At 40.2% G+C, this 12,618-nt stretch carries 16 protein-coding genes and 1 pseudogene; 15 read left to right on the top strand and 2 right to left on the bottom strand.

The features are described from left to right. The first annotated feature begins 60 nt into the window (after nt 1-60). From KMHG_RS18115 to KMHG_RS15080, 4 genes are all read left to right on the top strand, one after another. Nucleotides 61-783, top strand: coding sequence for a hypothetical protein (locus KMHG_RS18115; RefSeq protein WP_010290770.1), 723 nt, complete (start codon nt 61-63; stop codon nt 781-783). Between the two features lie 76 nt (nt 784-859). Next, the gene (locus KMHG_RS15090; RefSeq protein ID WP_147608260.1) at nt 860-1,135 is read left to right on the top strand and encodes a hypothetical protein; all 276 of its coding nucleotides are present in this window, start codon (nt 860-862) and stop codon (nt 1,133-1,135) included. A 414-nt stretch (nt 1,136-1,549) separates the two neighbouring features. Then, complete coding sequence (locus tag KMHG_RS19185; RefSeq protein ID WP_147608258.1) at nt 1,550-1,729, top strand: hypothetical protein; 180 nt, start codon at nt 1,550-1,552, stop codon at nt 1,727-1,729. Between the two features lie 107 nt (nt 1,730-1,836). Continuing rightward, nucleotides 1,837-2,706 (top strand): DMT family transporter, encoded by an 870-nt coding sequence (locus KMHG_RS15080; protein ID WP_010290766.1) that lies wholly within the window; start codon nt 1,837-1,839, stop codon nt 2,704-2,706. A gap of 47 nt (nt 2,707-2,753) precedes the next feature. Here the strand turns inward: KMHG_RS15080 and KMHG_RS15075 are convergent, their stop codons facing one another. Next, entirely contained in the window at nt 2,754-3,194 is a 441-nt protein-coding gene (locus KMHG_RS15075; RefSeq protein WP_010290765.1) for a GNAT family N-acetyltransferase, read from the bottom strand. Nucleotides 3,195-3,327: 133 nt separating this feature from the next. On the opposite strand from KMHG_RS15075, the gene KMHG_RS15070 reads away from it, so the two are divergent. The 5 genes from KMHG_RS15070 to KMHG_RS15050 all read left to right on the top strand — a co-directional run bounded on the left by KMHG_RS15070 (nt 3,328) and on the right by KMHG_RS15050 (nt 8,660). Beyond that, on the top strand, nt 3,328-4,257 hold the full coding sequence (locus KMHG_RS15070) for a 1,4-dihydroxy-2-naphthoate polyprenyltransferase (RefSeq protein ID WP_010290764.1): 930 nt from the start codon (nt 3,328-3,330) through the stop codon (nt 4,255-4,257). Nucleotides 4,258-4,475: 218 nt separating this feature from the next. Continuing rightward, nucleotides 4,476-5,819 carry an MATE family efflux transporter gene (locus tag KMHG_RS15065; RefSeq protein WP_010290763.1) on the top strand — a complete coding sequence of 448 codons (1,344 nt, stop codon included), beginning with the start codon at nt 4,476-4,478 and terminating at the stop codon, nt 5,817-5,819. 63 nt (nt 5,820-5,882) lie between these two features. Further along, entirely contained in the window at nt 5,883-6,716 is an 834-nt protein-coding gene (locus KMHG_RS15060) for a putative RNA methyltransferase (protein ID WP_010290761.1), read from the top strand. Nucleotides 6,717-6,804: 88 nt separating this feature from the next. Continuing rightward, nucleotides 6,805-8,136, top strand: a complete 1,332-nt coding sequence (locus KMHG_RS15055) for an FAD-dependent oxidoreductase (protein WP_010290759.1) — start codon at nt 6,805-6,807, stop codon at nt 8,134-8,136. Between the two features lie 11 nt (nt 8,137-8,147). Next, a complete protein-coding gene (locus KMHG_RS15050; protein WP_010290757.1) occupies nt 8,148-8,660 on the top strand; it encodes a GNAT family N-acetyltransferase in 513 nt (170 codons plus the stop codon). 15 nt (nt 8,661-8,675) lie between these two features. Here KMHG_RS15050 and KMHG_RS15045 read toward each other — a convergent pair whose 3' ends face one another. Continuing rightward, nucleotides 8,676-9,161, bottom strand: coding sequence for a VanZ family protein (locus tag KMHG_RS15045; RefSeq protein ID WP_010290754.1), 486 nt, complete (start codon nt 9,159-9,161; stop codon nt 8,676-8,678). Nucleotides 9,162-9,313: 152 nt separating this feature from the next. On the opposite strand from KMHG_RS15045, the gene KMHG_RS15040 reads away from it, so the two are divergent. The 6 genes and pseudogenes from KMHG_RS15040 to KMHG_RS19305 all read left to right on the top strand — a co-directional run. Continuing rightward, nucleotides 9,314-9,508, top strand: coding sequence for a hypothetical protein (locus tag KMHG_RS15040; protein WP_010290752.1), 195 nt, complete (start codon nt 9,314-9,316; stop codon nt 9,506-9,508). Between the two features lie 377 nt (nt 9,509-9,885). Further along, nucleotides 9,886-10,488: a lysophospholipid acyltransferase family protein gene (locus KMHG_RS15035; RefSeq protein WP_010290751.1), complete on the top strand. Its 603-nt coding sequence runs from the start codon at nt 9,886-9,888 to the stop codon at nt 10,486-10,488. An 88-nt stretch (nt 10,489-10,576) separates the two neighbouring features. Next, nucleotides 10,577-10,864: a helix-turn-helix domain-containing protein gene (locus tag KMHG_RS15030; RefSeq protein WP_010290750.1), complete on the top strand. Its 288-nt coding sequence runs from the start codon at nt 10,577-10,579 to the stop codon at nt 10,862-10,864. Between the two features lie 132 nt (nt 10,865-10,996). Continuing rightward, complete coding sequence (gene lepB / locus KMHG_RS15025) at nt 10,997-11,542, top strand: signal peptidase I (RefSeq protein ID WP_010290749.1); 546 nt, start codon at nt 10,997-10,999, stop codon at nt 11,540-11,542. A gap of 51 nt (nt 11,543-11,593) precedes the next feature. Then, entirely contained in the window at nt 11,594-12,025 is a 432-nt protein-coding gene (locus tag KMHG_RS15020) for a low molecular weight protein-tyrosine-phosphatase (protein ID WP_010290748.1), read from the top strand. A 171-nt stretch (nt 12,026-12,196) separates the two neighbouring features. Then, a pseudogene (locus tag KMHG_RS19305) lies at nt 12,197-12,618 on the top strand (methyl-accepting chemotaxis protein); the annotation flags it as partial.

The following is a 12,618-nucleotide window of genomic DNA, read 5'->3' as shown; positions in this document are numbered from 1 at the left end:
TGGAATATAAAAGGGAAAATTTTCACTATAACGATTTAGTAGAAGAGGGGTGCAACATAGATGAAAAAGTTCGTGCAAAAACTCGCATTCGTGACAACAACTGCATTCGCTAGTATGTCTACTTTAGCGGCAATGCCGACGGTGTCTTCTACAGCGTATGCTGCAGATGAGCAATCTAACGTCTACGCGCAAGTGAAGCAAGCGCTTCAAACAGATTACCCGGTAACATTGCCAAAATCGGTAGCGGTGCAAAGCGGTAAACATTTAACTGCGAAAACATCTGTTTCAACGACCGGTTATAAAGTCGTTTACTACGAAACAGATCGACATGTCGCTGTAAACGATCCAGCGCTCGACACCATTTCAAAACATGTCGTTGCCCGCATTCAGCTAAAACATTACAAATCAGAAGCAGCGGCACTTGAACGTGTCGGTTATGAAAATTATAAACAAATTGGTGGTACAAAATTGCCGCTCGGCTACGGCTTAACAGCTTATCAAGATGCCGGAGCAGGTCAGCTATATACGTCTTGGAATGAAGGTCGTTGGGCGTTAGCAACACACGCGTATACGTCAACACCTGACAAAGGACAACAATTAGCAAAACGCGCCGTTCGTTATTTAGAAAGTCACACGTTACCAGCACCACAACGATTCGGTGCGATTCGTTTAGATGCAGTCGGCTCAAATAGTACTGTCGCTTGGCAGTTAAAAGATAACGTCGTGACGATAGATAAAGCGAAACATATGAAGCTATTAAAAATCGCCACATCGGTCCGTTAAATTTAAGCTACCTTCATACGTCCTTTACAATAGAACGTTATACTCGTTGTAAGAAAGCGGTGAAGGGGTGATGATGGTGAATCTACTTTTTCTCGTATTCGTTGTCATAGGAATATGTATTGGGTTAAAAGCATATTATGTGGACTTTCAAACGTTAAAATGGAGAGATGTCGTCGTCATTGGGGTGGCATTGATGGCAGTAATGTTAGTTATTGCAGGTGCACATGTCATCGTGTCGAAACTCGTGTTACAACAATTTTGGCGCGATATGACGAATGTCGTCGTGCTCGTCGCACTTTTCTTCCCAGCCGCGACAGCATTGTACACATTTGCAGTAAAGCGTGCTACGTGAACGTATATGAAATAGATCGCACAAGCGGTCTATTTTTTTTACATAGAAACGTCTTATGAAGCATCAGAATAAGTCGTCGGAAATTGACACAGTTGATGTTCAATGACGAGTAACTGACGATCGAGGATTTGGTATTCATTGTGAATTGCATTTTTTGTTTCAGGGCAATCGATGCATTGCAACTGCGTCATATTTGCAATATAAATAAACTTCTCGGTGAAAAAAATTTACGTTTTCACGAAAGCATGAAAATATTAATCGAGGACATAACTGTTATATATATAGAGAGAAAGAGGAATGAACTGTTTTATAGCACATATGTTTAAACTTAAAGAAAACGGGAATATAGTATTTATTGGAAAAAGAAAGGTAGGTCTTTTTCCTAAAATAAAATATAAAGGAGTGAAAGAGCATATGAGACTAATTTTGTTTTTTGGCGGTTTGATACTTTTACTAATCGGTCTAACACATCCATTAGGATTCGTTCAATCAACAGTCGTAGAATATACTCTTTACATGGGCATTATCGTATTCGCAATTGGGATTTTAATGCTTCCTGGTAAGAGTGAGGCGAAAAATATATTTGAAGACTAAGCAGATACGTTTTCATATAAATTGTTGAATAAGGCTATGCAGAGGCATAGTCTTTTTTTGTGCGTCGCGGTATGATAAAAAGAAGAAGCAAAGAAAGGACAATACATATGAACAAACGTGCAGCTTTTCAAATGACGTTGTCGATGGCGATATTCGGTTCAATCGGTTTTTTTACACGTCAAACAGGTGTGAGCGCTGAAGCACTCGTTTTCATCCGTTGTATTTGCGCAACGCTTTTTTTAGGCGTAATGTGGATAGCAGTCGGCCAAGCGAAAAAAGAAATATGGCAAAAACGAGAAGTAGGGCGTACGCTTTTTTGTGGAATTTTTCTCGTACTCAACTGGGTATTTTTATTTAAAGCATTCGAAGCGATGTCGATCTCAGCAGCGATTTCTATTTACAATTTAGCGCCGATTTTCGTATTAATAATGGGCACGCTATTTTTACGAGAACGTATAAATATTCAATCGATACTCGCGGTTGTCATTTGTTTTTTAGGCAGTTTATTCGTCGTTGGCATCGACCAATTTCAATCTGTGGATAACTTTTTAAATTCAGGATTCATTTGGGCGATTTTATCAGCACTTTGCTATGCAATGACGATGTTTATCGGTAAAGGTATTCAACAACTAAGTGCGTACGCGACGACGTTTTTACAAACGATTGTCGGTATTATCATGCTTGCACCAATCGTATCAATGTCAGAATTTTCTGGATTAACGATGTCTAATTGGCTGTATATTTTAGGCACTGGTTTTATTCATACGGGTTTTGTATACTATTTATTTTTTAATAGTTTAAGACATTTACCAGCGCTCGTCACATCTGCGCTCGTCTTTGTTGATCCACTCGTCGCCATTTTATTAGACGTCGCCATTTTAGATTTCCGTCCGACGTTATTGCAATTTGTTGGCATTGCTTGTATTTTTGGCGGCGTTATTTATACACTCATAAAGCCCGTACCGCAACAGACGTAAAAAACGTGTGGACAACATCGTCCGCACGTTTTTTCGCTTGTGGATAATTATAACGTTTTGACCATTAATACGTGCTCAATACCTGCGTCTAAAAAAACGTCTGATGACACGACATAGCCAAGTTTTTCATAAAAGCCGATTGCATGTACTTGTGCGTCCAATTTCGTTTTTGTCGCACCGCGTTCCGCGGCAATGCGTTCAAGTGCTGTAATGATCATACGGCCAATACCGAAACTACGATACGGTTTTAACACAGCTACGCGCTGTAATTTACCGTATTCTCCAACGAGACGAACGCGTCCAGTACCGACTGCCTCATCGTCTTCATTGGACATTAATAAATGCGTGCAACGACCGTCTAACACGTCAAATTCATCAATTTCTTCGTCTAATGGCACGTTTTGTTCGGCGACGAATACCGTTTTTCGAATCGAAAAAGCACGTTCTAAATCGACCGTTGTTTGGACGACGACTGGATAAAAAGACATTAAAATCCTCCTTTTTTAAGCGTAGTGTTTTCATTATACGAGAAAAAATGATGCTGCGAAATATGAGCTTTGGCTTTCATGAAAAAATAAGTTACTATTATATAGTTAGACAAATTTGAAAGGAAGTTGTGACATGGGTCAACCAATGCAACAACCAGTCGAAGATATTAGCACAGCGAAGTTAATGTGGCAGTTAACACGTCCACATACGTTAACAGCAACGTTTTCGCCCGTTATTTTAGGGACGGCGCTTGCGCTATTTGATACGAAAATTGACTGGCTTTTATTTATTGCGATGCTCGTTTGCTGTTTATGCTTACAAATCGCGACAAACTTATTTAATGAATACTATGACTTCAAACGAGGCTTAGATACAGCTGATTCTGTAGGGATTGGTGGTGCGCTCGTACGTCACGGCACGAAACCATCGACAGTGCTTGCTTTCGCCCTTGTATTATATGCAATTGCGATGGCAATCGGTGTATACATTTGTATGGCAAGTAGCTGGTGGTTAGTTGTTATCGGTTTAATCGGGATGGCAGTCGGCTACTTATACACAGGTGGTCCATTCCCAATCGCGTACACACCATTTGGTGAATTATTCGCCGGACTGTGTATGGGTATCGGTTTTATTTTAATTGCATACTTCATTCAAACAGGTGATGTAAGCATGACAAGCTTTTTAGTATCTGTACCACTTGGTATTTTAGTTGGCGGCATTAATATGTCGAACAACATTCGTGATATTAAAGAAGATACGATCGGTGGTCGTAAAACGTTAGCGATTTTAGTCGGTCGCGACAAAGCGATTACGTTATTAGCAATTGGCTTTATCGTTTCTTACTTATGGATTGTCGCCCTTGTGATCGCAGGCGTCGTTAGCGCTTGGACATTAATCGTCTTATTAAGCGTGAAAAAACCAATTACCGCGGTGAAAAATTTCCGCGAAGGTGAAGGCGTGCCACAAAAACAAGGATTAGCGATGAAATCAACAGCACTGACAAATACGATTTTCGGCTTCTTAGTCGCAATCGGTTTAATCATTGCGTATATCATCGGTTAATACGAAGGACAAAACATTTCATTTTCCTTTTTTAGCGTTTGCAACAAAAAACCGGGACCGCGCCAGAGCGCGATTCCGGTTTTTTTATGCTCATTTGAGATCGTGTTTTTACACTTATGTCCCAGCCTCTTTTTTTATGGAATAAAGCAGATGTTTTTCACATTCGATATGTGCTATGATACTTGCATTGAAAATTTTTGAAAACGAAAGGAGAAAGTATGGAAGCGGTGAAAGAAAAATTGAGTTTATTTTCATTAACGTGGCCAATCTTTTTTGAAATGTTATTGTTTACGCTAATGGGCATTGTAGACACATTAATGTTAAGTAAACTAGCAGATGATGCAGTTGCTGGGGTTGGAACGGCGAACCAATTTATTCATGTGACGATTTTAATTATGGAAGTCATCGGTAACGGTGCATCAATTGTTGTCGCACAATATTTAGGATCAAGAAGGCTCGCGGAAGTACCGAAAATTACCGCGGTTGCGATTTTGATGAATTTATTATTCGGACTCGTACTAAGTTTTATGTTTATATTTAGTGCACATACGATGATGCAAGCGATGAACTTACATGGCGACGTCTTATTGTATGCGAAACAATATTTAGTCATTATCGGAGGCGGGATCTTTTTACAAGCGTTGATTAATGCGACCGCTGCGATTGTTCGCGTTCACAGTTTTACGAAGCAAGCAATGTACGTTTCACTCGGTATGAATGTCGTCCATATCGTGCTCAACTATATGCTTATTTTCGGTAAATTCGGTGCGCCTGCACTCGGTGTTGAAGGGGCAGCGTGGTCATCTGTCATTAGTCGTGGGCTTGCGCTTGTCGTCTTTTTCTGGCTATTGTATCGCGTGCTCGATGTGAAAATTGTGTGGCGTGACTACATTGCACTACCATTTGATTATATTCGTAAAATTTTTAAAATCGGTATTCCAGCAGCGCTTGAGCAAGTGCTTTATCAATCGTGCCAAATTATATTAATGTACTTCGTGACGTTCGTCGGTGCGGAGGCACTCGCTGCTAGACAATATGCGTACAACATTTCGATGTTTACGTATTTATTCGCAATGGCGATTGGAGCAGGTACAGCGATCATCGTCGGTCGATACGTCGGTGCTGGACGAAAACAAGCGGCTTATGAACAAGTGTGGCGTAGCGTCAAATGGGCGATGGCCTTTACACTCATCATGGTCGCTGTCGTCATGACGTTCCGCGAACCACTAATGCGTATTTTTACATCGAATGAACAAGTTATTGCGATCGGTGCAAGCGTGCTCGTCTTAAGTATCGTACTAGAAACAGGACGCACGATTAACATTACGATTATTAATACGTTACGCGCAGCAGGTGATGCGACATTCCCACTCATTTTAGGTGTATTTTCGATGCTATTTATGAGTGTGCCATTAGGATATGTGCTCGTCTTTCATTTTGATATGGGTTTACCAGGTATATGGTTGGCAATTGCTGCTGATGAATGGTGTCGTGCCATCGTCGTTATGTTCCGTTGGAAAAGCCGAAAATGGGAACGTCATGTGCTCGTTTCACCAAAATAGCATGGTATACTAAAGGAAAAAACGTGGGGGCAAATGTGCCTCCTTTTTATATGAGGTGTTTTTGTGGGATTAACAAAAAAGCAACGTGCGACGGAATTTATGAAAGCGCACAGTGCATTATTACAATGTCCAATTTGTCATGAGAAAATGAATGTAGAACAAACGGGTACGGTTCGTTGCGCGCAAAATCATGCATTTGATATGGCGAAACAAGGGTATGTCAACATGATGACGCATCCAGCGACATCTATGTACGACAAATCGTTGTTCGAAGCGCGCAAACAAGTCATTGATAGCGATTTATATCGCGCTGTGTACGACGTTATTTTAGCAGAGTTATCAGGCGATATTGCCGTATTAGATACAGGTTGTGGAGAAGGCTCGCATTTAGCAAAACTAAATGAAAGCTATCCACAAGTAATGACGGCTTCTGGTATCGATATTGCAAAAGAAGGTATTATTCAAGCAGCGAAAAACTATAGCGATATGATGTGGATCGTTGGCGATTTAGCAAAAAGTCCATATAGCGAAGCGGCGTTTGACGTCATTTTAAACTTCTTATCACCAGCGAATTATACAGAGTTCAAACGTATTTTAAAACCGAATGGTAAAGTGATTAAAATCGTGCCACAAGAAGGCTACTTACGCGAATTGCGTGAATTATTTTTTGCGGATTCAGAAAAAGAATCGTATTCAAACGAAAAAACGGTGACACGTTTTAGCGAAAACTTTGACGATGTGCATGTGACACGTGTGACGACGACGTTACCGATTGATGCATCACTTGTGCCATTACTTGCACATATGACACCAATGGGTTGGCATCAACAACAAACAATTGATCCAGCGGCGTTAACGCACATTACGATTGATGTAGACGTATTGATTGGCCAATAACAAATGCGGTAGGCGAAAGCTTACCGTATTTTTTGTGTCGTTTCGATTATAAATAGACGGGGAAAAAGGGTGTAGAGGTGAGGAAGCAATGAAATATGTCATTATTGGTGGCGATGCAGCCGGAATGAGTGCTGCGATGGAGATTTATCGTCATGATGAAACAGCGCAAATTACGACGCTTGAAAAGGGACAACATTATTCTTACGGGCAATGTGGATTGCCTTACGTAATTGATGGAACGGTGCCAAAAGCCGAAGACGTTGTACATAAAACAGCGGCACAATTCCGTGAAAAGTATGCCATTGATGCACGAACAGGTCATTGTGTCACGAAAATTGATGCCGTTGAACGAAAAGTGTACGGCTACAAAACCGATAGCTCTGAAAATTTTGAAGTCGCGTATGATCGTTTATTAATTGCGACAGGTGCCGAGCCAAAACGTGCGTTGCCAGATGCGCAGTATGAGATGGACGGTATTTATCATTTTAAAACGATTCCGCAAACGCAAGACATTCAACGTATTTTAGATGACATTCAACAAGTGACGATTATCGGTGGTGGTTACATCGCGTTAGAATTAGCAGAAACGTTTAAACAAGCTGGCAAACAAGTGCGTATCATTTTAAGAAGTTCACAAGTAGCAAGCTTTTTAGAATATGAATTCGCGGAAAAAATCCAACAAGAGTTATTACAACAAGGCGTTGAAATTGTCTTTAATGAAAAGCTACAACGTTATAAAGGGGATGGGCACGTAGTTGCTGTGCAAACAGATCGTGCTACGTATCAGACAGATATCGTCGTAGAAGCGGTCGGCGTAGAGCCGAATACAGCCTTTTTAGAAGATAGTGGTGTATACACGTTGAAAAACGGTGCGATTCTCGTCAATCCACATATGGAAACGAGTATGCAATATGTGTATGCGGCGGGAGATTGCGCATCGCACTACCATAATGTGAAAGGAAAAAATGACTACATTCCACTCGGCACGACAGCGAATAAACAAGGCCGTATTGCAGGATTAAATATGTCAGGGACACCGGAAGAGTTTAGAGGCATCGTCGGCACATCGATTTTAAAATGCTTCGACTTACAAATTGCAAAAGCCGGGTTAAATGAACATGAGGCGAAAGCGCTCGGTTACGATTACGAAACGTATACACATGAAGCGGGCAATCATGCGAGTTATTACCCGAACGTCGAACAAATTTATATGAAAATGATTTGGCGAAAACGTTCGCAAGAGCTGCTCGGTATTCAACTGATTGGAAAAGATGGTATCGATAAACGGATTGATGTGTTTGCAACAGCATTGCATCAACGTCTGAAACTCCACGATCTAATTGATTTAGACTTATCGTACGCACCGCCATTTAATTCGGTATGGGACCCACTTCAACAAGTAGCGAAACGACAATTTTAAGAGGTGATCATATGACGATGGATATTCGATTGTTACAATTGGCGGATGCAGACGATTATTGGACGTTAAGACAAGAGGCATTGCAACAAGATCCGGATTCATTTGGTGAAACGTATGAAGAAGCGACGAGTTACGACGACCCGGTAGCGCGTATTGAAAAAATGATTGCGCGCGACAATGAACATATTTTCGGTGCATTTATTGACGGTCAACTACTCGGTGTTGCCGTCGTGACCGTTGATACCGCTGTAAAAACACAGCACCGTGCCTATATTGGCTCCGTGTACGTGTCACCAGATGCGCGTGGCAACGGTGCAGGCGCCGCAATTATGGAGGCGATTATTGCGTGGGCGAAAGAAAATCCGCAATTACGCAAGCTCGACCTCGGTGTATTTACGAGTAATGAGCCTGCATTTGAACTATATAAAAAGCTAGGCTTTGAAGTCGTTGGCGTCGATAAAAGAGCTGTGCGACATGAGGACGGCACATTTATTGATGAATATTTAATGACGTATTTATTATGAAAAAAAGGAGCGACCCTATGCAGTGGGCGCTCCTTTTTTGCGTTTGAATAATTGTTTAATGAGCACGAAAATCGTGAGCCATAAAAGGCCTCCGAACGTGTCTAACAAGACATCTTGAAATGACGCTGAACGGCCTGATGTAAAATATTGATGAAATTCATCGGCGCATGCGAAGAAGAATGTAATGAGAAGCGCCCATACAAAGCGCCAACGTTTCGGATAAAGCGCGATATACATTGCGACTGCGATAGCACCGAATGCAGTAATATGCGCGAATTTGCGCACTAAAAATTCAATAAAATAATAGTAGCCGCGTGTTTCAACAGAGATCTCCATTCCATAATACGGAATGTGTAAGCTCGACAATTGCTCAATAAACGGCTCACCTGGTAACCATCTCATTAAATCGGGCACAATCGTTTGATCTTTATATGGCATGCTCGACGAAATAAAGACGATGATGATGAGAGCTGCGAGTGGTATAAATTTTACGAAACGCAAAACACCAACATCCTTTCTGTTTAGCCATATTCACAAGGTAACATAAATGCTTTTAATTTGCATGAAATGAGGGGGTTAAATCTTAAAAAAATTTAGACATTTTAAACCTTGCATGTTAGTATAGTCGATAATCAATAAGAGGAGGAAAAGCGATGAATCGTTTACCTGCATATTTAATTTGCATCGTGATCGGCTGTTTAAGCATTACGTTCGGTATGACGCGTATGCTACCTCCGATTGTTCAATGGTGCTGTTTAATTTTCGGTATTTTACTGAATCTCGTATCTGTTGTGTTATTGTACATCTTCTTACAAAAACAAGATGTTGTGTCTTATAAAAAAGACTAGTTTTCTACTAGCTATAGTCTTTTTTGTCCATATGAGATGTACAACAACAAAAAGTTATGAGCAGTAAAATAATTTATATCTTTGAAATATTAAAAATGACAGCTGCAAAAAGTACGTTAATTATGTGAATATTTTCTCTTTTAAACGAAAATTTTTAGAAAAAACTAAATAATGGAAACATTTTTTCTAAATAGGGCTTTAATTTTTTGAAAATTCATTTACAATAATTAGGTAAAGGTATATAGGAAACCTTGGATTCAGTACTTGTGTTTGTCCTTACTGAAAAAATTGTTGATAATCATCAATAATTTTCATTGAAAAAGAACGATACAAAATGGAGCGGATTGGCTCAGCATTTTGTGAAGGTTGGAGATAAGATGTACAAGGCTGTCGCTAAGTCAGTAGGCTGGTTTTTAGGATTATTTAATAAAGTAAAAGTTTTTGACAAGCATTATGTGCCGACAGAGGGCGGCTACATTATTGCTTGTACACATACAGGTTGGATCGATATTTTGAATCTAGGTATTTCTATTTATCCAACGCCAATTCATTTCATGGCGAAGAAGCAACTTTTTGAAATCAAGGGACTTGGGTGGTTCATCCGTAAATTACACGCATTTCCGGTCGACCGAGAAAATCCAGGTCCAAGCGTCATTAAAGTACCGCGGCAACTTTTGAAAGAAGGAAAAGTCGTCGGTATTTTCCCGAGTGGCACTCGTCATGCCGAGGGAGACTCATTGAAACAAGGAACAATTACAATCGCGCAATTAACGAAAGCGCCAGTAGTTCCTGCAGCATATATTGGGCCGAATACTCCGAAAGACGTCTTTAAACGCCAAAAAGGTTATTTAATCTTCGGCGAGCCATTCTACGTTGAGTCGAAAGGTAAAGAAGGTCGCGAGGAGTACACGCATCGACTAGAACGCACACTCGTCGATTTGCAACTTGAGCTAAAGAAAAAAATTGCTGCTGATAAATAGTGATACGCAAAGGGGAAAGCGTAGACGATAACTATTTGGGATTGCTGCTGTGGAAATTCATACAAACATAATAGGAGTGGTGGATTCGATGGTAACAGTTAACATTTTAGAAAACGCAGAACAAGGTAAAGCTGTACGTGAAAAATCACAATTAGAGCAAATGGCTGCACACCGTAGTCAAATTATTTTCAAGCAACGTATGAATGTCGGTCTAACACAATCAGAACTTGCTGAAAAAGCGAATGTTACTCAAAAAACAGTTAGTCGTATTGAACGCGGGGACACAAAAGTTCGAGAAACAACACTACAAAAAGTTTATGAAGTATTAGGGATTACAGAAGAGCATCTAGAAGACCTAAAACAATACATAAACTAATTGTTTACGTATGAGAGGCAACTAGGGAACCTAGCTGTCTCTTTTTAGTCTCTATAAGTAGTGTGCAATAGCATAATCATGAGAATGATGTCATAATATTGAAGAACTCCTATTTGTAAAGGTGATGAGAAAATGGAAAAGAAACAGCAAAGCAAAGGTAAAGAGCTTTTATCTTGGGTCGTACCGATCGTCGTCGCAGTTGTTATTGCCTTCGTCGTACGCCAATATTTAATCGCTCCTGTTACTGTAAAAGGTGAATCAATGGAACCTACATATCACGACAACGACCGCGTCATGATTTTCAAACCGGGTAGTCTTGATTACGATGATGTCATCGTGTTCCAATCTCCTGTTGAAGATGACCATTACATTAAACGTGTAATCGGCTTACCAGGTGACCATGTTGAAGTGAAAGATGAACAATTGTATGTGAACGGTAAAAAGGTAGCAGAACCTTACATTGCAGATACAGCAACGCAATATGAGAAAGATACAGGTGTACAATATACAGAAGATTTCACAATGGATGCTGTCACTGGCGAAATGGAAGTACCGAAAGATTCATATTTTGTATTAGGGGATAACCGCCCAAATAGTAGTGATAGCCGTATGTATGGCTTCATTGAAAAAGACGCAGTAGATGGTAAAGTATTATTCCGTTACTGGCCTTGGAAATAACATCATCGGAACTGTGCAGCAGCATAGTTCCTTTTTTATGAGGTGAAAAAGATGAAACGTATTTTGTTTATTTGTTTAGGAAACATTTGTCGCTCGCCAATGGCTGAAGCTGTGATGAAACATCTCGTCGCCGAACAAGGAACGAGCGCTCAGTGGCACATTGATTCAGCCGGCACGTCTAATTGGCATGAAGGTGAACGTCCGCATAAAGGGACGTTAGCAAAACTAGCACAATATGATATTTCAACGGACAATATGTATAGCCGTCCACTCGTTCGAGAAGACGCCGACCGTTTTGATGTATTCGTTTGTATGGACGCACAAAATGTAGAAGATGCACGCCATATTCTCGGAACGAATGTGCCAATCACGACATTGTTAGCAAATCGCGACGTACCAGACCCGTACTACACAGGTGATTTTCAAGAGACGTACGACTTATGCATCTTAGGTTGTAAACAGATATTGACAAATTACCTATAATTTATAAAGACGATAGATGAGTAAAGACTAATCTATCGTCTTTTATTTTTCATTTTTACATAGTGAAAATGATTCGTATATGTGTATTTTACTAGTTTTTTTATTTATTTTACGGGAATTTTATAGTATAACAAATAGCCCTTAAAAACTAGTGAAAGAGGTGCAAAAACAATGGTAGATAAAAATAAGCTGATGATTACGTTAACGACGATTGCCGTTACGCTTGTCTTAATCGTGACTTTCCTCCATGGTCCATTGAACTTGTTTGAAGCCTATGTCTTAAGTCACCATCATGGAGAAACTGCCATGTATGTCCATGTACTTAAATGGATTTTCTTTGCAATGCCACTTACGTTTTTAGCGATTAGTATCGTCCTGTATAAACAACAGGGAAACCATCGCGCATTACCAGTGACATTAACATTAACGAACACATTCGCAGCCATCGGTATTATTGCGATGGGCGACGGAATGGTTGAATATCATTTTTCTATTTTCATGGTGCTTGCGATGATTGCCTTTTTAGGGTCAGTGCAGATGATTGTATTGAGTACCGTCATCTTTGCGATTCATCATTTAGCTGGCTACTTTTT

The sequence above is a fragment of the Kurthia massiliensis genome (assembly GCF_000285555.1).
In the GTDB taxonomy this organism is placed as follows: domain Bacteria; phylum Bacillota; class Bacilli; order Bacillales_A; family Planococcaceae; genus Kurthia; species Kurthia massiliensis.
Note: the sequence above shows the minus strand (reverse complement) of the source record. Positions and strands in the feature narration are given on the sequence as shown.